The organism is Candidatus Saccharibacteria bacterium (genome assembly GCA_016700375.1).
GTDB lineage: Bacteria > Patescibacteriota > Saccharimonadia > Saccharimonadales > UBA4665 > JAGXIT01.
In genome coordinates this window covers 914,985-935,612 of sequence record CP065016.1, presented here as the reverse complement: position 1 = coordinate 935,612, position 20,628 = coordinate 914,985, and the positions used below count along the sequence as shown (strand labels likewise).

Here is a 20,628-nt window from a genome sequence, read left to right as displayed (position 1 = left end):
AGTGCTTTCAGAGGTCAGTCCTCTTAGCACCATCTGGTGCTTTTTCGCAGGCATGTTCGCGCTGAGTTTTTAACACCACAAACTAACCTATGCTATTTTTTAGCGTGAGTGAAAATAGTTTTTTAAGAATGAACTGCCTAGACAATCATTTGTTACTTATGAGTTCTGAAAGTATGCTGGGTGATTCTTTCCCGCCTAGATGACCGATTGGGCGATACTCAAACATTGAAACTGCGGCAGTTTGAACAATTGTTTTCAAGTCCTCATCTCTAAGAGCGCTTTGTTCATCAGGTGCAGCTGTTCCGTCCCTGGTTTTAGCTACAGCTACCACGACTCCCTCAACTGTCTTTGCGACCACAGCCCGATGATGGTATTGCTCAAGTAAGTTCTGGCTTACTTTTAGTTGTCTGACTACAAAGCTATAGCCAATATACACACCGAGCAATGCTCCATAAAAAGTAAGGCCAAGAAAATATTTACCAATTCCCTGTAAACTTCCAATGTCGCTCAGCTTGAGCCAGCCAAGCAGCACAGAAACCACCCCAATCCCATAGATAATTAGGACAAATAGGAGTACTCCATACCATCTTGTTCGTAACTTATCAAAACCAGCAACTCTTTGTTCAAAAACTTTTATGCGTGCATCATAGTGGGTTGCCCATGACCGTGCAGCCTGTACGGTTTTGATGTCGGCAATACGTTTTTTTGTAGCGTCGTTCGTCTTAGCTTCAAATTCAGTATATTTGAGATCAATTTTTTCTGAGGTCTTTTTTTCTAATGAGTCAAAGGCTGCCTCGATCTTCTGTAATGCCGCTTTAGTAAATGGGGATTTTGCCCCTCCTTTAAACGGAATGGAGTTCTTTACGGTTTTACCCAAGTCAAATATCAGGCCAAAGTCCTTTGACATATTTGCATCAACAATGATTTGTCCGTCTGCAGAAAGATTAGGATTGCCATCACTATCTAACCCCACACTCCATAACCCAATAGTGCTTCCGAGATGTATAAAGCTGCCTTGTTCGATCACATTTGGCTGAGATATTACGGTCTCTCGTAGCGAATTATTGAATATAATCCATCTATTTATTAGCTCACTCTTCGGGTAGTAAAGTGATGGCGATGTTGATTGATCTGTCACCGTCTGAAGACCAATCTTTATGTCCTGCCACATCTCAGCAAATCCTCGAAGTCGCTGGTTATTATTGTTCTTTGCGTGCTCAAGAAGCAGACCCACCTCTAGCGTCGCCCAGTTTTCCTCATTTATTGGTGTAGGCCAATTTTGGATTTCCTCAAACATTGCGCATTTCCTAGTTCATACATAAAGAAGGCGCATTTCTGCGCCCTCGTGGATTACTTTTCGTCGACGACTTCGCCTTCTATGGGGCCATCGTCTTTCTTTTTCTTGTCTTTTTTCGTCTCGGATGACGATTCTTCAGATGCGTCTTCACTTGGAGCGGCTGCTTCCGCTTCTTTGGCGGCCTGCTCGTACATCTTGGCGCCGATGGGCATGAGGACGTCGTTCAGCTCTTTGGTGGCAGCTTCTAGGGCGTCTTTGTCGGCCTTTTCGTCTGCGACGACTTTCTTGGCCTTTTCGACCGCTTCATCAATAGTCTTTTTATCGTCGTCACTAACCTTTTCTTCGCCCTTCAGTTTCTCGGCCTGGTACACGGCGCTGTCGAGGTGGTTGCGGGCTTCTACGGCTTCTTTTTTGGCTTTGTCTTCCTCGGCGTGGGCTTCGGCTTCTTTGGCCATTTTTTCTATCTCTTCTTTGTCGAGGCTACCGCTGCCCTGAATGGTGATGTTCTGTTCTTTGCCAGTGCCCTTGTCTTTGGCGGTGACATTCAAAATACCGTTTGCGTCGATGTTAAAGGTCACTTCTATTTGCGGTATACCGCGTGGCGCGGGGGCGATGCCGTCGAGTATGAAGCGCCCGAGCGATTTATTGCCCTCGGCCATTTCGCGTTCACCCTGCAGGACATGCACTTCTACCTGCGGCTGGTTATCTGCCGCCGTACTGAACACTTCGCTCTTGCTAGTCGGAATGGTGGTATTGCGGTCGATAAGTCGGGTCATTACGCCGCCCATGGTTTCGATACCGAGGCTCAGTGGGGTCACATCAAGCAACAAAACGTCCTTTACATCACCCTGGAGCACGCCGCCCTGTATGGCCGCGCCGATGGCGACAACTTCGTCTGGGTTCACACCCTTCATAGGGTCTTTGCCGAAGATGTTCTTCACCTTTTCAGCAACGGCTGGCATGCGGGTCATACCGCCCACCAGCACAACGTTGTCTATGTCGCTGGCTTTCAGCCCGGCATCTTTGAGGGCCTTTTCGCACGGAACAGCCGTTTTATCTATAAGCTCGCTCACGAGCTCTTCCAGCTTGGCGCGGGACAGTTTGTGCTCGAAGTGCTTGGGGCCATCGGCGTCGGCGGTGAGGAACGGCAGGTTCACGTCCACTTCCTGCGCAGTAGAAAGTTCTATCTTGGCTTTTTCGGCTTCGTCGCGAAGGCGCTGCATGGCGGCATTGTCCTCACGAATGTCTATACCGTGCTCTTTTTTGAACTCGTCGGCAAAGTAGTTAATGATAACGCGGTCAAAGTCGGCACCACCAAGGTGGGTGTCGCCGTTGGTACTTTTTACTTCAAATACGCCGTCACCGAGTTCGAGGACGGATACGTCGAACGTACCACCACCAAGGTCGTACACAACAATCTTCTCGTCGGCCTTCTTTTTATCAAGCCCATAGGCAAGTGCAGCGGCCGTTGGCTCGTTTATGATGCGTTTGACTTCAAGTCCGGCAATTTTACCGGCGTCTTTGGTAGCGTGGCGCTGGCTGTCGTCGAAGTAGGCTGGCACAGTAATGACCGCTTCGGTCACTGGCTCACCCAAGAACGCCTCGGCGTCGGCCTTGAGCTTGCCAAGAATCATAGCGCTCACTTCCTCTGGGCTGTACTCTTTACCCGCCATCTTTACCTTGGTGCTATTGCCGCTTTTAACGATTTCGTAGCCCATGAGCTTGAGGTCGCGCTGAACTTCTTTGTCGTTGAAATTCCGGCCAATGAGGCGCTTTACTTCATAAATGGTGTCTTTGGGGTTGGTGACCTGCTGGCGGCGTGCTACCTGGCCAACGAGCCGTTCACCCTTTTTATTGACAGCTACCACTGACGGCGTAGTGCGATTGCCCTCGCTATTCGTAATAATCTCTGGTTTACCAGACTGCATGACGGCCATGGCGCTGTTGGTTGTACCAAGGTCGATACCGATAATTTTGCTCATAATTCTACCCTTTCTTGTTAGCAGTTATACCTATAGAGTGCTAAAGTAGCTCCATTGTATACAAATTAGCACTCACCTGTCAAGAGTGCCAATTTTCTATTTCATATCAGTTACAAAACTGTGCAATGCTAAAACAATGTCTACTTCTGTTAGATCTTCGCCCACACAAGAGCTTACAACGTCTCGTAGGCTGCGCAATTCATCTTCATCTTCCGAGGCTTTTCGTAAGCCATCGGGAGTAAAATACTCATTTGTGAGAGCATATAATAAAACGAATGCCCTGACCGCATCGTGAAGTGTCAGGTCAGGGGCGCATTCTTGCCAAGTAGGAAATGACTTGGCCACGTTAGCCTTTCACGCGGACCATGGCGTGGCGGATGACGTCATCGCCTAGGCGGTAGCCGCTTTGGAGTTCTTCGCTCACCACTTCTTGCTTGCCATCACCTGCCTCCATACTAACCGCCTCGTGCAGATGCGGATCAAATGGTTCGCCGACGGTCTTGATGCGCTCGACACCGATGTCTGCTAAGGTTTTTTCAAACTGCCTGACGATACCCTCTATACCTTTAACGTATTCGTTCCCTTCAAGCTCTTTCGGAACATGTTTTAGCGCGCGCTCAAAGTTGTCGATAATAGGCAGCAGGTCTTTCACCACACTTGCCTTCACTGTTGAACGAAGTGAAGCGATTTGCTCGTCGTGCCGACGGCGAATGTTGGTGGCATCTGCTCGCTCACGCTGCAGCGCCTCTGTCAGCTGGGCATTTTCGGTAGCCAGCTGCTCAGCTACTTGTGCATAATCTAGGTCATCTTGCTTCTTTTTCATCATTTAGTTACTCCCTAAAAATCTTTCTACGGCACTTATACCCAAAGTTGCGGATGCCGTCACTAGCGCTTCTTCCACCTCTTTGGGTGTGTGCCCGTCCTTGACATACCGCTCTGCTTCAGCCATAGTGACCGCCCTTAATTGCTGTGCACCGATTAGATGTCCTCCTGAGACCATTTCTTGAAACGCTGCAACACTATCATTTGCCCATTCGTCTAACGGCGGTTTGTCTTTGCATTCATCAAGCGCCATTACAACGCCCCACCCAAAGCTTTTTCGTACGTGGAATGAAAGCCGTAGTCTGATTAGTGTAAATCATTTTGAATTGATTGTTTTTATTGTATTTCATCTGGCGCATTATCCTGATCTGCTGAAGGATTAGCTGCGGCAAGAGCAGCGGCAAGCAATACATCCAACGCTTCGCCTATACCAAAATCTTGTGGCGTTTCAGCTGCGAGCAATTCACCAGCCTGTACAGCAGCCTCTTGCGCCCCAGCCGTATCACCCGCTGCAGCCAGTTTACCGGCTTTGCGAAACCCGTCTGATAAGTGTGGGTCTGGACCCGAAGTCATAACACTTCCTCCAGGGTTCTCCCGGCGTGTGCGACGAGCGACATGACATCGCGGTAGCTTTGGCGAGTGGGGCCAAGCGTGCCTATGTAGCTGTGGTCGCTAAAAGGGCTACGGAACCGGCTGATAATGAGGCTCGCATCGGCACTGCGGCCAATGGGGTTTTCGGCACCAATGTAGACGCTCAGCGGCTGGTTTGGCGCGGCTTCACGCAGCCACGGTTCAAGATTATCAAGTAAACGCGCTACCTGTTGCACCTGGGCTCCGCCGTGAAATTCGGGCTGGCCAAACAGGTTGCTGAGGCCGGAAATATACAACTGGTTGCCAATGGTAGCAAGACCAAGATTATGAGTTAGTTCCACCAACGTATCCACGGCGTTACGAATGGCACGTTCGGGCAGGCCGCCGCCTTCAAGTCGTGCCGCAAGGGCACGTTCGGCACCGCGTTCCGGCTGTTTTTCGTCTGCTTCGGCGAGATTGTTTACGTAAAAACGGTAGCCTTTGTCGGTCGGGATGCGCCCGGCACTGGTGTGCGGCTGACGTATGAAGCCAAGGGCTTCAAGCTCGGCCATCTCTGCGCGTATGGTCGCGCTCGATACTCCAAACACCTTTGCAAGGAGACTACTGCCAACAGGCACGGCTACTTCAGCGTACTGCTCGATAATGGCTGTGAGTATTTGCTTTTGCCTAGGACTCATGACATCTCCTTGAGACAAACCTACGGTTTTTCTCAACGCGCCGGGCAAAAAATGCGATTTTTGCTCGGGCTGCTCTTTTCCCTATTCATTTTTAATGGTATAAGTTTATCAAACTGGCACTCAAAAGTCTAGAGTGCTAGGGATGGTGGTTAGGGGTTAGGAGTTTCCAGTTTTCAGTTTTCATTCAATTTCTCAGTGAGCAAGTCCCCAGAGAGTTCAGAATTCATAGTTCTGCCTGCGGCCGCAGGCCGCTAGTTATCCGTCGCGTTAGCGACATAACCAGTAATGGCCATGTGTAACCTCATGGCTCAGGTGTTGTCGGCTTTGACAACCTCCGACAGGTGGCGCGACTTGTTTGAGTGAAGTTAGGATTGCCAGTGGCAATCCTGGCTGAACGAGTTGTCGCGTCAGTTGTCAAAACGAACAACTAGCTGACCAAGAGGTGGAGCTTTTGGCCTGGTTTTAGGTCCAGGACCTTTTGGCAGCAAAAGGTCCTGGTCGGCCGGCAGTCCGAGAACTGCCAGTGTGAGTGAGGTATGGTGAGACCATAAAGTGTAGTGAATACATAGACGCTTTAGAAAGCGTATGGATCCTGAAACAAGTTCAGGATGACAATTCCTAATTCCTAGGTATGGCTCTTCAAATCGTGCAAAATGCGTTCTACCCAAACGCGGTAGCTCTTGTCTATTTGGCTGAATTTGTCATCGTGCTGAGCAATGCCTTCGGCCGAGTGAACGGCCTGGTCAAGGTCTTCGTTTATGAGGAAGTGATAGTATGGGCGGCTTAGTGCATCTTCCAGTTCACGTATGGCACTTTCGCGGCGGGCTGGCCATGCCTCATTAAACTCTGCCTCGTTTTCATACCGACTTTTTATCCGTTGCATCCATACCTCGTAGCTCGGCGGCACTACAAAGACGGCAATAATGTTATCTGAAAGCGATTTAAAGGTGTGTACACCCTGTACATCAACATCCACAATGGGCATTTTCCCCGCCTCGGCAGCACGCTCAATTTCGCTCGCCAGAACACCGTATATGTACTTGTGAACAAGCGCAGCCTCTATGTACTCACCAGCTCTTAGTTTTGCGACTGCTTGCTCGGTACTTAAGAAGTGGTAGTCAATACCGTCCCGTTCCAAAACACCATTATTTTCGCGTGGCTCACGAGTCGTACTGGTAACAATATCGTGGTAATGCCCGGTTTTTAGCATGCCGTTCATAATGGCATTTTTCCCGGCACCGGCTGTCCCAGCAAAGATAATGAGTTTCTGCGAACGCAGCGTCTCAACAGTTTTTTGGCTCGGGTGATAGTTTTGGAGTAGTTGTTTTATGTCGTCTTGCATGTAGTAGTTATAGCAGGAATGGGGCGTCAAACCAAACGTCAGCTTACCTTTCAGCGAGTCATGTCAGGGCAAACCTGCTCTTTGTGCTACAGTATCAGTCATGAAGCAGGCGCCAGACTTTACCCTCCTAGACCAAAACAGCGAAAATCATTCACTGCGAGATTACCGCGGAAAGTGGGTGGTGCTGTATTTTTACCCCAAAGATGAAACACCCGGCTGCACTATAGAAGCCTGTGGTTTTCGCGATACGCGTGAAGCCATAGCCGAATTTGGCAATGCCGTTGTAATTGGCGTTAGCAAAGACTCGCCAGAAAGTCACCGTAAGTTTGCCGAGAAGCACGGCTTAAATTTTACGTTACTTAGTGACCCCGACCACGCCGTTGCCGCTGCCTATGACTCGTGGGACCCAAAGTTTTTCTGGGGGAAAACCTTGCTGGGCACCAAACGAAACACGTTCCTAATAAACCCCGAGGGTATGATTGCAAAAGAGTACCACGGCGTTGACCCCAGCACACATGCCGCCGAAATCATCACCGACCTAAAAATACTCCAAAAAACCTGATTTCACCTAGGACGGATTATTAACAGATATGGGTTTTACTTGGTTTTAACTGTCTCCGGAAAATGAGTAATGATAGCATCCTTGCATTCAGAAATTATATGCGGCAAATAGCTTAGGTCTAAATCCTCTACGACATACTCATGTTTTTCATACACTGGGTCGGGCCGAAGAACAATCACACCTTTTAAGTGTATAATGCGCACCCAATCCTGCTCAACCCAATAAGACCTCTTCTGGTATACTAAACCATCAAAGGAGGTCTCTAGCAATGAGACGACAATTCACTGCTGAGCAGAAGGCGACGGTAGCCTTAGCTGCACTCAAAGGCGACAAAACCATTAACCAAATAGCCTCAGATTTTGAGGTTAACCCCACCCAAGTAAAGCAATGGCGGGATGCCGCAAAGTCCAGTATGGCTGACGCTTTTGCCGACAAACGAAACGCTGCCGCTAAGGCAGCTGACGCCCAGAAGCGAATCGATGAACTCCATCGGGTCATTGGCGTCCGTGATGCTGAACTCGAATGGCTTAAAAAAAAGATCCATCGTGAGCTGGGGCTGTAGCTCGCCAGACGCTTGTACCCCTTCGCTTCCACTAGTCAGTACGCTCTCATCAATCCATCGGTACGATTTGGCCGGTCTCATTGAACCAGACCATCCGTCCTTGTCGGTGACCCGGCAGACTGCATTGCTGGGACTGAGCAGACGCACGGCCTACTACCAGCCAGTAGACAATCCCAAAGCTCAAGCCCTGCTCAAACGGGACATGGATGCCGTCGATGTCGTCTACACGGATTACCCGTTCTACGGCTACCGCCGGATGCATCTGGAGCTACTGGACCGGTATGGTCTTGACCTGGGTCGAAAGCATATTCGTACGGTGATGAAACTCCTTGGGATAGAGGCTATCTACCCTAAGCCGAATACGAGTAAACCCGGTGTTGGCACGGGCCACAAAATCTATCCGTATCTGCTGCGTCATGTGAAGGCGGCATACCCGAACCACGTATGGGGCACGGACATTACATACATCAAAACACGGGATGGGTTCGTCTATATGGTAGCGTTCATCGACTGGTATAGCCGGTATGTCATATCCTGGGCCTTGAGCGACACACTGCAAAACGGTTTTGTCTTGCAGGCGCTCAAGGACGCACTGTGCTTTGTGGACGACTGCGGGCTGTCAATTCCAGACATCTGCAACTCTGACCAGGGTAGCCATTTACAAGTGAAACATACACGGGAACCCTGGAACAAGCAGGCATACAGATCAGCATGGATGGAAGAGGCAGATGCCTGGACAATATCTTCACTGAGCGCCTATGGCGCACCGTGAAATACGAGGACGTGTTCCCGCATGCCTACCAGAACCTCGCGGAGGCACAGGCAGGGCTGGAACAATACTTCACGTTTTACAACCACAAACGAAAACACCAGAGTCTTGACTACCGAACACCAGCAAGCGTATATTTCGACGTACGAACCGACCAACTCTAAGCGGCTTCGTAACCAATACTAACCAGTACCGGAACAGGTCTACGTCAAAGCGGTTATGTGAGCAGGTTGGGGAGCGCAGTATAGTGTCCTAGTGAATCAAATTTGAGCTCAACATGAAGATGTGGCTCGAGGGTACCGAATTGGAGCAGGCCGTGACCATTTGTATGCAATTTCTGACAGTCATCTTGCAATGCCTTCAGGTCGCAGTGGTGCAGCGCAGCTCCACTAATCTCCACCGTAGAACACGCGGTTCGATATGAAATGGTGGCACGCAACCAGCCGGCATCATCATAAGAATTTTGTTCCGTCAAATTGAGGCTTGGAAATTCTTTGCCGTCCACCCATATGTGCAGTTTTCCTATTGTTATATCAGGTTTGTCTGTCATCATTAATCTCGCTTGAGCATGACGGTGAAGGCTTCGGATGGGATGTCGACTTTACCGAAGCGTTTCATGCGTTTTTTGCCTTTGGCCTGTTTAGCGAGCACCTTTTTCTTGCGGGACACGTCGCCGCCGTAGAGCCCAATGGTCACATCTTTGCGGTAGGCCGATATGTCTTCGCGAGCAATAAACCGGCCGTTTATGCCTGCCTGCAAAGCAACCTGGAAGTTCTGGCGCGGAATAACTTCCTTTAGCTTTGCCACCACATCGCGGCCCAGTTTTTGGCTTTCACTGCGGTGCGCCATAACACTCAGTGACGATACCATTTCTCCGGCAACGTAAAAGTCTACTTTCACCAGGTCTTCGGCGCGGTAATCATCGAGTTCGTAGTTGAAACTGCCGTAACCGCTCGTAATGCTTTTGAGTTGGTCGTAAAAATCGGTCAGCAGGTTCGCGAGCGGTGCTTCAAAGCTCACGAGCGCTCGGTCTTCCATGTAGCTGAGGTTTTTTTGCAGGCCGCGCTTGCTGCTTATGAGCTGAATGACCGGGCCAACGTATGTTTGCGGCACAACTATCTCACCCTTTATCCATGGTTCACGAATTTCGGCAATTTTGGTCGGTTCGGGTAAGTCGGCAGCAGATTTGATATCTATTTCTGCGCCACTAATGAGCCTTACCTGGTAGTCGGTGCTTGGGTTAGTAACGACAAGCTCAAGGTTATATTCGCGCTCCAACCGCTCGCGGATGATATCCATGTGGAGCAGGCCTAAGAAACCAATACGCACGCCAAACCCAAGTACTGGTGAATTTTCTGGCGCAAACTGCAGGGCGGAGTCGCTGAGGCTGAGTTTTTCTATAGCATCCTTCAGTTCTTGGTAATATTCGTTTGACTCTGGGAAAAAGCCCGCGTATACAAACGGTTGGACATTGCGGTAGCCTGGCAGCGCTTGTGCGGCAGGCTGGGACATCAGCGTAATTGTGTCGCCGACCTTGGCTTCACGGGTCGATTTTAGGTTGGTGACAATGTAACCGATTTCGCCCACCTGCAGGCTGGGCCGTGCGGTCATTTCCGGTGTGAGTGCACCGACCTCAAGCGCCAAACCATGCGCGCCTGTTGCCATCATTTTAATGCCAGCGTTTTTTGTGATTGCCCCATCAAACAACCGTACGTACAGAATGACACCGCGGTAATCGTCGTAGTAGGAATCAAATATTAAGGCGCGCGTGGGACGACCTTTTTCACCCGGGACCGCACTTTCCCCTCTGTCATTTTCACCCCATTCAATTTCAGAGGACAGTCCTCTTAGAGTGGTGGGGGCGGGGATTTCGGCAACAATTTTCTTTAGCACAGCGTCGACGCCTTCGCCTGTTTTTGCGGAAATAAGCAAAATGTCTTCTTTTGTACAGCCAAGCAGTGCAATCACTTCGCGGCTAACCTTTTCGACATCGGCAGCTGGCAGGTCAATTTTGTTAAGCACCGGTATGATATGAAGGTCTTGCTCCATGGCGAGGTAGACATTGGCAAGCGTTTGCGCCTGTATACCCTGGCTGGCATCCACGACCAAAAGTGCACCCTCGCAAGCCTGCAGACTACGGCTCACTTCGTAGCTAAAGTCTACATGACCAGGGGTATCGATAAGGTTCAGTTCGTGACCCTGATACTCCATACGCACAGGAGCGAGTTTGATGGTAATGCCCTTTTCGCGCTCTAAATCCATGCGGTCGAGTAGCTGCGCTTTCATATTGCGCATCTCGACCGTTCCGGTCAGCTCAAGCAACCGGTCAGCCAGCGTCGACTTCCCATGATCTATATGTGCAATTATGCAGAAGTTTCTTATTTTAGACTGGTCCATGTTCTGGACAGTATAACAGAGGTGGGCTGGATTTAATATTCAATTTTGACTGGTTTCATCACGAACCGTTTCACCGAAGCAAAGAATTCCCGTGCTTCACTAAGCCCAAATAGTGCCGAAACAACCAGGTGTGTTGTAATAGTTGCGCCAGCAATTGCGCTTAGTTTGTACAGTAAAACAAGCCCCTTATCGGCCGTCATAAGCGGTAGGAATTGGACGGCTATAAACCCGGCCACAAGACTAAAGCCCGTCACCGATATTATGCGGAATATACCGCTCCAAAACTCTGCGTCAAACAACTTACGGTCACGTTTGAGCATAATGGCGCCAAGCACAGTTACTTCCACAGCCGCCACAATGGACTGGGCTATGGCTAGTCCAACCACCCCATAACTATACGGACGTGAAAGTTCATACGCCAAAACAACGTTAAGGCCAATTACAAATATAGAGACAACGAGCGGCGTCCGAGTGTCTTTCTGAGCGTAAAACCAGCGCGAAATAATGGCAAAAATGGTTCTAAACAGTATTGCCACACACAGCGCACCAAAAATGATAGCAATGTCACCACTTGTATTCCGCGAAAAAATTAGGCGCGCCAGGTAGCCTCGACCAAAAAAGCTTATAACCACAACTGGCAATATTATCCATATGATGAGCCGTAGCGTACGAAGAAAATCTTGCCGGAATAAGTCGGGCCTGCCCTGGCTTAAGCGCGTATTGAGACGCGGAAACACTGCTGTAGATATGGCGGTACCGATGAGCAAAATTGGTGCAGTATGCAGCACGTACGCGGTGTTGTAGTCGGCAACAGCTTTTGCCCCGCCAAGCTGCTGCGCAGATGCGAGATTTGTTTCAACAATACTCTGCACTTGGTCAAGGCCTTGGTCTAGTGACCGTGGTGGCAACTGTTTCAGCATGGAGCGAAAATCGTGCGAGCGCTTGATAGACGGCGACCAATGAAAGCCAAGCCCCGAAACACCAATCAGTATAACCAGCAGCTGTAAAAGTGCGCCAATTGCTGCACCTATAGCAAGCCCAACTATGCCAACACTATCTTTAAATATATACAAGCTGACAATAATACTGACGTTATAGAATATGGGCGCTGTTGCATAGAAGAAAAACCTGCCAAAAACCTGTTGGGTCGAAGCAATTATGCCCGAAATGGTAAACAACATGGGGTTCAGCGCAAGTATCCGCATCATGGTTGCGACATTGTGGAGCTGCTCTGCGGTGTAACCGTGCGTGAGCTTCTTCGCAAGCACGTCTGCAAATATAAACATAAACACACCGACGATTGCCAAAAATATGCCAAGGAAATTAATGAGGCTCGTTGCCAGCTCCCAAACACCCCGCCGGTCACCCTTTGCCAGTTTGTCATTCAAATAAGGCATAACTGCCACACCAAGAGCACCTGCTGCAATGATAAAGAAAAAGAAGTCTGGCAACACAAATGCCGCAAAGTACACCCCGGCGTTTTGTGGGTCGGTTATAGCGAGGTCACCGTAGTTTGCATTCACCAATTTGGTCCGAAAAAACCCGAGAACTTGGGAAATAAGGGCCGCTCCCATGAGCAGCATAGCGGCATTGCCGAAACTGATGCGTTTCCATTTTCGTGTCGCTATTCGCATATCTCTACGTAGTATAGCTCTCCGGCGGGCATGAAGTCACTTACTTTAAATGAACAACATGCTCTTCAGACAATACGCCATTGTTGTTAGTGTGTTCGGGCGATGCAGCAGGAGTAGATGTTTTTTTACGCTTCCGAACCCGTTTGCGTTTAGTCTTTGCTGGCTCCTCCTTTGTTGTGCTCGAGGAAATAACCGTTTTTACAACGCTTGTTACCTTCTGGTTTGTTGCGGGCTCTGTTTTGGGCTGCGTAACCCCGCTAGCTGGCGTGACTGATGGTTTTGCCTGCGGTACAGCCGCGACCGACCCGGAGAGGCCGTAGCGCTCACCAATAAACCGTTCTACAGCGCTTCTCTGCTGCGCATACAGCGAGCGACTATGGTCAATAATATGCTGGCTATAATCAAACGGAAAACCGGGCAAGTTTAAGCTTATGGCGGAGAACGCTTGGACTTTTTCTCCCCCTATGGTCATACTCACCGCAAAGTGACGGTTGTGCATGTGAACCATATCGTGGTCGGTAAACTTCGGCTCAAAATATTTCATCATGGTGCTCGCATCGTCTGCACTGGTTCGGAAGCTAATGATAGACCCCACGTTACCAAATACTGCGTCTTTTACTTCTGGGAGCATTTGGGCAATATACTGGTTTGCAACGGTGAGGTTTAGGCCATATTTGCGTGCTTCGCTCAGGATGGTAGCAAACGAATCGGTCGCAAAATTCTGGAACTCATCGACGTACAGGTAGAACGGTGTACGTTGTTCTCCTTGTATATCTGCCCGAGACATTGCCGCCATTTGCACTTTTGTTACAAGCAGCGCACCAAGTAGCGCCGCGTTGTCTTCGCCAACAAGCCCACGGCTAAGGTTTACGATAAGAATTTTCTTCTCATCCATAATTTGACGGATATTGAAACTGCTTTTCGGCTGGCCAATGATATTACGCACGAGCGGATTTGCTGTAAACGCGCCAACTTTGTTTAAAATGGGCGCAACCGCTTCGGTCATGAATTTTTCGTTCCAGCTGGCGAATTCAATCGTCCAGAAATTGCGTACCACTGGGTCGGTAACATACTGGAGCACATCGCTGCGGAATTTTTTTTCGGTGAGCATGCGGGTTATGTCTAACATGGTCGCTTGCGGATAATCGAGCAGGGCGAGCAGACAATAGCGCAAAATATATTCGAGCCGTGGCCCCCAACTATACTCAAACATGCGCTTAATAACACCAATCAGCTCAGATGAGGTGTGGGTTTTAAGCTTTGGGTCGTAGATTTCGAGTGGGTTGAAACCCATAGGAAAGTCTGTGTCGGCGGGGTTGAAGTAAACGACGTCGGCCGCGCGTTCGGGCGGTATTCGTTTTAATATATTTTGAGCATAGTCACCGTGCGGATCGATAACTGCAAAACCGTAGGGACTATATATGTCGGAGATAGTGAGCAGCTCAAGGAGGCCTGATTTGCCCGTACCCGTCTGCCCAATAATGTACAGATGTCGGCCTCGGTCGGTGCGCGGCATGCCAAACATAGTGTTGTGTCCACGAAAGTTCGTGGCAGCGAGGGGACTGAGCGTATCCTGCGTAGCTGCCGAGACAACGGGGAGGTTTGCTGGCGGCTCGGCCGTTTGACTGGTTGCCCACATGATGTACGGTGTTTCTACCGTGGTGTGCGGCAAGTGATACAGAGTGGCAACTTCTTCAATATTGCACATAAACCCGACCTTGTTAAACGCCCGACTGCGAAAATGTGCAATCAGAAACGGGTCGTCAATAATCCGCTTGGCCTCAAAGCCATTCAGGTATGTACTATTGAACTGCTTGTAACTAGCGACAATTGACTGCATTTGCAGCTGTGCCTGCTGTTTCAGAGTGTTCCCCCGGTAAACAATCCGCACCTGGGTTTCAAACGCCAACTTCTGGGTTTTTTGTTCTGCGGCACTTATACGCGTTTGCTGGTCGTCGGTTAGTTTGGCGGCATCTGCTTTCGTTTCTGGTGGCGCCCACAGCACACTAAGCATGCCGGTGGTTGTCATGCTGGACTGCCCTTTCATCTTCGCGACATAGCGTTCGCTGGCTCTATGCCAGTTTTGACTGGCGGGACGAATGAGTAGCTGCAGCCACGCCTCTTCGTCATCGCTAAACTTGGCAAGCGTCGCGGTAATGGCCGCAAGTGGATCTACCTCGAAACTTTGAAAAGTCTTTATGGGCAAAGCATTATTCCCTGTAAACCGCAGTTCGGTCACAAGCTGGGTCGAATACTGCTCCTCGGGATTATGTGCCGCATAATCTTCCACCTCAGTTATATGGACTGTGGGATACTGTGCATAGATTTGTTCTTCCACGTAACTTACTAGGTAGCGCGGTACCCACACATAAAAACCAATCCGTTTTCCGCGCACGGCTATTTCAAAACTAAGCCGTTCGCGTTTGGCCGCCTTTAAGATACCTGGCGTGGGTATGGTAAGTAGCCCGTGCAGACTGGCGAACATTTGCTCGGCCGCCAGTTCTTTTTTATCGTTGGTGCGTGGCACCTGCAGGAGTAGTACCACCCCTGTATCATCATGCGTTGGCTCTTCGGCCTTTCCAAATAGTTTTCCCGCCATAGTGAATTCCCGCTCCGTAAGCGGTTTCACCTCCTATTGTCTCACTTTTCGTGTATGAAAAATAGCCGCGTTTCCATGATTTGTAATTTATTCAATAAATATGTTATAATTATACTATGTCTAAATCAAAAAATGGCGAGCTCGCGCCTATTCGATATTCGTTTCATCCCACATCTGGCCCAGACTCCGAACAAGTTGCAGTAGGGGGCGCAGTTTGGGGAAAACTAGTACCAAATACCAGAAAAGACCGCAGATGGTGGCCATTTAGTGGAAATGCCAGTCTAGCACAATACGCAAGCCTCACAGTCGACTTAGATTCCAGCCCACGGGACGGGACTCTTAGAACCGACTATACCCCTCCGACGCTCACTATGAATAGTATGCTCGGTGTGCTTGTTTTTGGCACTTTATCTGAAGATGGTACCTTTATTCCTGATGAAACTCAACCAGAAGCTACCGTTGCGGTCCGTGGTGAGTATCCCGGTGCAACACTCGAATTGGCGGTCGTAGAAGCTATTGTTCGAGCCCAAACCAGTTAGTACAGCGCGGCTTCTTTAGGCAGATGCGAACCATCAAATAGCTTAGCGACTTCTTCTGCTTCGACGGTTTCTTTTTCCAGCAAGGCGTCTTTTAGCTTTTTCAGCTGTGCCATGTTTGCATTTATTACCCCACGGGCACGCTGGGCCGCCTCTGTTATAAGTGCTTCGACTTCGTCGTCAATAATTTTGGCCGTTTCGTCAGAGTATTCGCGTTCGTGCATGATGCGCTCCATCATAATGCCCTCTTCGGCGTGGAACACTTGGTCGCGAAGTTTACTTCCCATACCCTGTTTGGTAACCATTTCGCGCGCCAGTTCGGCGGCTTTCTGGAGGTCATTGCCGGCACCAGTAGTTACGCGGTCTTTCCCATACATAATTTCCTCAGCTATACGACCACCCAGCATACGAGCCAGCACATCTTTGTATTCGAGAATGCTGTGGTAGCTCTTGTCTTCAGGAGGGATAAACCAAGTCACGCCGCCAGTACCACCACGAGGTATGATGGTAACTTTGTGCACGACATCACTGTCTGGCAACACATGCCCAACAATGGCATGCCCAGCTTCGTGATACGCGGTGAGTTCTTTTTCTTTCTCGTTCATAACCTTGCTCTTGCGCTCCGGGCCAATCGCCACGCGCTCAAAAGCTTCAGTCACATCTTCTTGTGTAATCTGGTTGTGGTTATTTCTAGCAGCAATAATCGCCGCTTCATTGGCAATGTTTGCTAGATCTGCACCGGAAGAGCCAGCTGTTTTGGCGGCAAGGGCATCTAGGTCAACGTCTTTGGCAAGCGGCTTGTCTTTGAAGTGAATCTGTAGCACCGCCAAGCGGTCAGCTCGTTCTGGCAGGCCAATCATCACACGGCGGTCAAAACGCCCCGGGCGAAGCAACGCTGGGTCCAGCACATCGGCTCGGTTGGTAGCGGCAAGCACTATGACGTTTTGCCCCTGTTCAAACCCATCCATTTCTACCAAAATTTGGTTGAGTGTTTGTTCGCGCTCATCATGACCACCACCCATACCACTGCCGCGGCGGCGGCCAACGGCGTCAATTTCGTCGACAAATATGATGCACGGTGCGTTTTTCTTTGCTTTGGCAAACAGGTCACGCACGCGTGACGCACCAACACCCACAAACATCTCTACAAATTCAGAACCGGAAATACTGAAAAATGGCACGCCAGCTTCGCCAGCGACGGCGCGGGCAAGCATGGTTTTACCGGTTCCGGGTGGCCCGACCAGTAGTACGCCCTTTGGAATTTTTGCACCAAGTGCCGAAAACTTTTTGGGAAACTTCAGGAACTCCACTACTTCTTCTAAATCTTGTTTGGCCTCGCCCTGTCCAGCTATTTCCTTAAAGGTAACTTTGTCTTTTTCGTTGCCATACAGTCGGGCGCGAGATTTTCCGAAACTAAGCGCTTGGTTACCCTGCCCCTGCGCACTGCGCATCATCCAAACCAGTAATGCCCCTATAAGCAGCACTGGCACAATGGTGGTCAGCCCAAAACCGACAATGTTCGAGGTGGTCGAGCTAGACGGCTTGGCCGTAATCTTCACTTTGTCGCTCTTGATGCCCACGTCCACAGTGGTAGCGCCATCCTCGAGCCGTGATTTTAGCGTTGGCTTTTCCTTGTTCTTTTCCGTGATAACAAGCTGAGAACCATTAACTTCTATTTGGTTATACTTGCCAGCATTTGCTTCTTTGACAGCCTGCGAGAATGGGATTTCTTTGAGTGCCGTCGGTTGGTTCATTGCCGAAACCGCGATGAGTGTAAACAGTGCAATGAGGGCTATAAAGCCTATGTTTTTCCCGGTACGCTTGCCTGCAGGCCGCTTACCGCTTGAACGGGGTGATTTTGTCTCCATGTCGAACTAGTATACAACAGATACGTGACTTTTTCGACGATTTCACCTAGGATACACTTTTTAACAGAGAAGAGATTCACCCGACACGGTCTTATGTCTAGTTTTCATCACGCATGTCACGGATGGGGTTGCGCCCCAAGTTTGTGGCCAGTGGGAGCAGAGCGCTAAACAATGCCGACGCAACGATAATAGCCGCAATCGCAACCATAAGCTGACCATCCACCCCAAACAATACAAATTTTCTGTTTACGTCAGCAGCATTATACGCAAGGACGGCAGAAGTACTGATGTCTTGTGAATATTTGCCACTAAGCCAGAGCGAGATGATTGCGCCAAAACACAATGCTATGAGCGTAATCCCAATACCGAGATATATCGTGTATGTAAGGTAGACTTGACGAATATCGTTTCGTGTCGCACCGAGCGCACGAAATACAGCTGTTTCGCGTCGGCTGTCGGCTATAATTTTCCCCACAATGCCCATAAGTACCAAAGTAGCCAAGACGACGACCACGAGCGTCACATACTTCATGACCTTCCACACGCTTTGGCGTAAATCCTCTATAGCAGCCGCATTGCTGCCAAATGGTTTCATGTCGAAATATTTTCCTGCCGCATAACATTTTTGGGCACGACCAGCGTCTTGGCCGGGTGGCATCATACCGTTTGATTCAACTGAACATGTCTTATTTTTTACAAATGAACGAGCCTCTGCCAGGGTCGCGAATTCTGCATAGTACGCCCGTTCCGTGGGCAACGCTTTGTCATACGCGGTAACAAAGTTTGCAATGCTGGAATCAGGCTTTATGACGTTTACAGGTGAGAACCAACCGCTACCAAGACTTGATTGCAATATAGACGATGCAAGTGAACGCACGCTAAAGCCAAACTCATAGTTTTGGTCGGGTACAAGACCCACGATTCGCACAGGAACGATTGACTGAACTGGGTCTGGGTACGCCTCGTATTGTTTCTTGAATGCGAGCTCGTTGGCAGCTTGCTTTTTCTCTTCAGCAGAGCGCGTATCTTTTGTGATAGCAACCGCGCCACATGCCTCTGCCGGTACCGCATACTGGAGTGCGGGCGGTTGAAAATCACGCTTACCTTTGTTGGCCGCCATTTCACGAACCTGATCGCGAGCTATCTGCATAAGCTCCGCGCTTGACGCATTGCGGTAACATAGCTGGGCAGTTTTACCAGCAATGGCCTTGCGAACCGTGACGAGGCGTTCAAGCCGCTGACTTGATGTCGCCGTTGAGTTCAGGGGTGTCATACCCAATATCTCTTCCGCAACACTCATTGGTGCAATAACTGGCACGCTATTGTCCCTTCCTAGAGCTAAGTTTTGGCCCGGTAATACAAACGGGAGGAGTAAGTCACTATCGAAGGCCGACCAACCATTGCTGGTCAATGTATCAAAGCCAGTTGGGCCGTGGCCGCCGGTAGTATCTTTTTGGGTCTCTTTACCGTCTTTAATGGGCTGAATGTAACTATTGACCAGGCGCATACTCGGCCCTTCGAACACACTATAGTACGTACTTTTGTAGATTTTTTTCGCACCTGCTTGTGTTGCTGTTGCAACGAAATCATTGTAATCAATGTGCTGTACTGTGCGCATTTTTTCAGCAAAGAGCGCATTTGCTACTGGAGACATCCCATTGACGTAATACTCCTCGCTTCCTTTCGGACCACCCTGCATTGTCGGTAGATTGGGATCGACCGCAGGGTCGTATGTGATACCTAGGCGTTTCGCTGCTGCCTTTTTTTCGCTCGTCAGCCGAACTGTTTCAGTGCGCAAACGATCCATGAACTCTTTATCGTCACTTGAACTCCACAAGTTTCCGGCAACAATGGGACGAGCTTGAATGATAAAGCGGCTGCTCAAGCCCTCGTTACTAAAACCCTTTAAGCTTTGAGCTATGCCGCTAATCATAAACGCTACTGTTGCGATACCTGTAAAAAGGAGCGCCACAATTGTAATCACGATCCCTGTACGAACGGGTCGGGTCCGTAGTTTGGCGGCGGCAAGACGAATGCCATCAACTGGGAACATCATGCCACAATTCCCCCGTCGCTCATGTGAATTGCGCGATCTGCCATAGCGGCAAGCGCTAGGTCGTGCGTGACGACCACAATGGTCGCACCGCGCTCATCACGAATCCGCTGAAAGAGCTCGAAGATGGCGGTCGCATTTGAGCTATCGAGGTTACCGGTCGGTTCATCTGCGAGCAAAATCTCTGGGTTATTCTGTAGTGCACGCGCTATGGCCGCTCGCTGCATTTGCCCGCCAGACAGTTCACGTGGGTAGTGGCGCAAACGGTCAGCAAGACCAACCGTTTCGGCGGTTTCCTTGCTTTTTTCGGCACGGACTGCACGCTTGGTGCGGGCGAACATAGCCGGAACTTCTATGTTGGTTTGCAGCCGCAAAAACGGTTGCAAGTAAAAGAACTGGAACACAAAACCAATGGTGCGGTTGCGGAAGCGCGATAGCTTCCCATCGCGTAATTTTTGGAGGTCTTGGCTATGCACGGTGATAGCCCCGGTCGATGGTTTGTCGAGCCCGCCGATGAGTTGAAGCAGGGTGCTTTTGCCGCTGCCGCTCGTGCCTGTAATGGCAACAAATTCGCCCTTGTGTACCTGCACGGTCACGTCTTTGAGTGCCTCAACCGATGTTTTGCCCACTTTGTACGTTTTACTCACATTTTCAACATGAACGACAACTTCGCTATTTTTGGGAGTATATGATTTAGACTCACGAATGGTTTTAGCCGCTAACTTGAGCTCCTGAAGCGCAGTCTGCGCGTCCCCGTCGCAAGCCTTGAGGAGTTGCGTTGCATACAAGCGTTTTTCTTCTGTATTGTCTCGGCCCGCCATTTATTCTAGTATGCACCGCTTATGCTTGGTTTGCAATTAGCATACTCCGCAATATCACGCTAATTTTCCACACTTATTAGTCGGCCGAGTAAAAAGTGTGGCGAGACTATAGGGGC

Annotated in this window: 19 protein-coding genes; 5 read left to right on the top strand and 14 right to left on the bottom strand. The window is 49.7% G+C overall.

The window, feature by feature from the left end; all coding sequences use genetic code 11:
* Positions 1 to 145: 145 nt before the first annotated feature.
* The 7 genes from IPP75_04875 to IPP75_04845 form a co-directional block, all read right to left on the bottom strand.
* The gene (locus tag IPP75_04875; protein ID QQS69222.1) at positions 146 to 1,297 is read right to left on the bottom strand and encodes a hypothetical protein; all 1,152 of its coding nucleotides are present in this window, start codon (positions 1,295 to 1,297) and stop codon (positions 146 to 148) included.
* A gap of 53 nt (positions 1,298 to 1,350) precedes the next feature.
* Positions 1,351 to 3,279 carry a molecular chaperone DnaK gene (gene dnaK / locus IPP75_04870; GenBank protein ID QQS69221.1) on the bottom strand — a complete coding sequence of 643 codons (1,929 nt, stop codon included), beginning with the start codon at positions 3,277 to 3,279 and terminating at the stop codon, positions 1,351 to 1,353.
* Positions 3,280 to 3,625: 346 nt separating this feature from the next.
* Positions 3,626 to 4,105 carry a nucleotide exchange factor GrpE gene (locus tag IPP75_04865; protein ID QQS69220.1) on the bottom strand — a complete coding sequence of 160 codons (480 nt, stop codon included), beginning with the start codon at positions 4,103 to 4,105 and terminating at the stop codon, positions 3,626 to 3,628.
* Entirely contained in the window at positions 4,106 to 4,354 is a 249-nt protein-coding gene (locus IPP75_04860) for a hypothetical protein (GenBank protein QQS69219.1), read from the bottom strand.
* A gap of 83 nt (positions 4,355 to 4,437) precedes the next feature.
* Entirely contained in the window at positions 4,438 to 4,674 is a 237-nt protein-coding gene (locus tag IPP75_04855; protein QQS69218.1) for a hypothetical protein, read from the bottom strand.
* Positions 4,671 to 5,369, bottom strand: a complete 699-nt coding sequence (locus IPP75_04850) for a transcriptional regulator (protein QQS69217.1) — start codon at positions 5,367 to 5,369, stop codon at positions 4,671 to 4,673. The genes IPP75_04855 and IPP75_04850 overlap by 4 nt, the downstream gene beginning before the upstream one ends.
* 625 nt (positions 5,370 to 5,994) lie before the next feature.
* The gene (locus IPP75_04845) at positions 5,995 to 6,711 is read right to left on the bottom strand and encodes a hypothetical protein (protein ID QQS69216.1); all 717 of its coding nucleotides are present in this window, start codon (positions 6,709 to 6,711) and stop codon (positions 5,995 to 5,997) included.
* Positions 6,712 to 6,811: 100 nt separating this feature from the next.
* Between IPP75_04845 and bcp the strand changes: the two genes are divergently transcribed.
* The 4 genes from bcp to IPP75_04825 all read left to right on the top strand — a co-directional run bounded on the left by bcp (position 6,812) and on the right by IPP75_04825 (position 8,768).
* Positions 6,812 to 7,273 (top strand): thioredoxin-dependent thiol peroxidase, encoded by a 462-nt coding sequence (gene bcp / locus IPP75_04840; GenBank protein ID QQS69215.1) that lies wholly within the window; start codon positions 6,812 to 6,814, stop codon positions 7,271 to 7,273.
* Positions 7,274 to 7,541: 268 nt separating this feature from the next.
* Positions 7,542 to 7,835 carry a transposase gene (locus IPP75_04835; protein ID QQS69214.1) on the top strand — a complete coding sequence of 98 codons (294 nt, stop codon included), beginning with the start codon at positions 7,542 to 7,544 and terminating at the stop codon, positions 7,833 to 7,835.
* 67 nt (positions 7,836 to 7,902) lie between these two features.
* Positions 7,903 to 8,607, top strand: coding sequence for a DDE-type integrase/transposase/recombinase (locus tag IPP75_04830; GenBank protein ID QQS69213.1), 705 nt, complete (start codon positions 7,903 to 7,905; stop codon positions 8,605 to 8,607).
* Positions 8,547 to 8,768 (top strand): transposase, encoded by a 222-nt coding sequence (locus IPP75_04825; protein ID QQS69212.1) that lies wholly within the window; start codon positions 8,547 to 8,549, stop codon positions 8,766 to 8,768. The genes IPP75_04830 and IPP75_04825 overlap by 61 nt, the downstream gene beginning before the upstream one ends.
* A 53-nt stretch (positions 8,769 to 8,821) precedes the next feature.
* On the opposite strand, the gene IPP75_04820 is transcribed toward IPP75_04825, so the two are convergent.
* The 4 genes from IPP75_04820 to IPP75_04805 are packed head-to-tail and all read right to left on the bottom strand — an operon-like array spanning position 8,822 to position 15,234.
* Positions 8,822 to 9,157 carry a hypothetical protein gene (locus IPP75_04820; protein ID QQS69211.1) on the bottom strand — a complete coding sequence of 112 codons (336 nt, stop codon included), beginning with the start codon at positions 9,155 to 9,157 and terminating at the stop codon, positions 8,822 to 8,824.
* Positions 9,157 to 11,001 carry an elongation factor 4 gene (locus IPP75_04815; GenBank protein QQS69210.1) on the bottom strand — a complete coding sequence of 615 codons (1,845 nt, stop codon included), beginning with the start codon at positions 10,999 to 11,001 and terminating at the stop codon, positions 9,157 to 9,159. The genes IPP75_04820 and IPP75_04815 overlap by 1 nt, the downstream gene beginning before the upstream one ends.
* 32 nt (positions 11,002 to 11,033) lie before the next feature.
* Entirely contained in the window at positions 11,034 to 12,635 is a 1,602-nt protein-coding gene (locus IPP75_04810) for a virulence factor MviN (GenBank protein ID QQS69209.1), read from the bottom strand.
* A gap of 40 nt (positions 12,636 to 12,675) precedes the next feature.
* The gene (locus IPP75_04805) at positions 12,676 to 15,234 is read right to left on the bottom strand and encodes a type IV secretion system DNA-binding domain-containing protein (protein QQS69208.1); all 2,559 of its coding nucleotides are present in this window, start codon (positions 15,232 to 15,234) and stop codon (positions 12,676 to 12,678) included.
* 116 nt (positions 15,235 to 15,350) lie between these two features.
* Here IPP75_04805 and IPP75_04800 point away from each other — a divergent pair, with 116 nt between their 5' ends.
* Complete coding sequence (locus IPP75_04800; GenBank protein ID QQS69207.1) at positions 15,351 to 15,773, top strand: hypothetical protein; 423 nt, start codon at positions 15,351 to 15,353, stop codon at positions 15,771 to 15,773.
* On the opposite strand, the gene ftsH is transcribed toward IPP75_04800, so the two are convergent.
* From ftsH to IPP75_04785, 3 genes are all read right to left on the bottom strand, one after another.
* Complete coding sequence (gene ftsH / locus IPP75_04795) at positions 15,770 to 17,638, bottom strand: ATP-dependent zinc metalloprotease FtsH (GenBank protein ID QQS69206.1); 1,869 nt, start codon at positions 17,636 to 17,638, stop codon at positions 15,770 to 15,772. The genes IPP75_04800 and ftsH overlap by 4 nt on opposite strands.
* 97 nt (positions 17,639 to 17,735) lie before the next feature.
* Positions 17,736 to 19,694, bottom strand: a complete 1,959-nt coding sequence (locus tag IPP75_04790; protein ID QQS69205.1) for an ABC transporter permease — start codon at positions 19,692 to 19,694, stop codon at positions 17,736 to 17,738.
* Complete coding sequence (locus IPP75_04785; protein QQS69204.1) at positions 19,691 to 20,512, bottom strand: ABC transporter ATP-binding protein; 822 nt, start codon at positions 20,510 to 20,512, stop codon at positions 19,691 to 19,693. The genes IPP75_04790 and IPP75_04785 overlap by 4 nt, the downstream gene beginning before the upstream one ends.
* Positions 20,513 to 20,628: the final 116 nt, after the last annotated feature.

Coding starts and splice junctions, on each gene's coding strand:
- IPP75_04875 (QQS69222.1), bottom strand. CDS start 1,297: ATGTTTGAGGAAATCCAAAATTGGCCTACACCAATAAATGAGGAAAAC.
- dnaK (QQS69221.1), bottom strand. CDS start 3,279: ATGAGCAAAATTATCGGTATCGACCTTGGTACAACCAACAGCGCCATG.
- IPP75_04865 (QQS69220.1), bottom strand. CDS start 4,105: ATGATGAAAAAGAAGCAAGATGACCTAGATTATGCACAAGTAGCTGAG.
- IPP75_04860 (QQS69219.1), bottom strand. CDS start 4,354: ATGGCGCTTGATGAATGCAAAGACAAACCGCCGTTAGACGAATGGGCA.
- IPP75_04855 (QQS69218.1), bottom strand. CDS start 4,674: ATGACTTCGGGTCCAGACCCACACTTATCAGACGGGTTTCGCAAAGCC.
- IPP75_04850 (QQS69217.1), bottom strand. CDS start 5,369: ATGAGTCCTAGGCAAAAGCAAATACTCACAGCCATTATCGAGCAGTAC.
- IPP75_04845 (QQS69216.1), bottom strand. CDS start 6,711: ATGCAAGACGACATAAAACAACTACTCCAAAACTATCACCCGAGCCAA.
- bcp (QQS69215.1), top strand. CDS start 6,812: ATGAAGCAGGCGCCAGACTTTACCCTCCTAGACCAAAACAGCGAAAAT.
- IPP75_04835 (QQS69214.1), top strand. CDS start 7,542: ATGAGACGACAATTCACTGCTGAGCAGAAGGCGACGGTAGCCTTAGCT.
- IPP75_04825 (QQS69212.1), top strand. CDS start 8,547: ATGGATGGAAGAGGCAGATGCCTGGACAATATCTTCACTGAGCGCCTA.
- IPP75_04820 (QQS69211.1), bottom strand. CDS start 9,157: ATGATGACAGACAAACCTGATATAACAATAGGAAAACTGCACATATGG.
- IPP75_04815 (QQS69210.1), bottom strand. CDS start 11,001: ATGGACCAGTCTAAAATAAGAAACTTCTGCATAATTGCACATATAGAT.
- IPP75_04810 (QQS69209.1), bottom strand. CDS start 12,635: ATGCGAATAGCGACACGAAAATGGAAACGCATCAGTTTCGGCAATGCC.
- IPP75_04805 (QQS69208.1), bottom strand. CDS start 15,234: ATGGCGGGAAAACTATTTGGAAAGGCCGAAGAGCCAACGCATGATGAT.
- IPP75_04800 (QQS69207.1), top strand. CDS start 15,351: ATGTCTAAATCAAAAAATGGCGAGCTCGCGCCTATTCGATATTCGTTT.
- ftsH (QQS69206.1), bottom strand. CDS start 17,638: ATGGAGACAAAATCACCCCGTTCAAGCGGTAAGCGGCCTGCAGGCAAG.
- IPP75_04790 (QQS69205.1), bottom strand. CDS start 19,694: ATGATGTTCCCAGTTGATGGCATTCGTCTTGCCGCCGCCAAACTACGG.
- IPP75_04785 (QQS69204.1), bottom strand. CDS start 20,512: ATGGCGGGCCGAGACAATACAGAAGAAAAACGCTTGTATGCAACGCAA.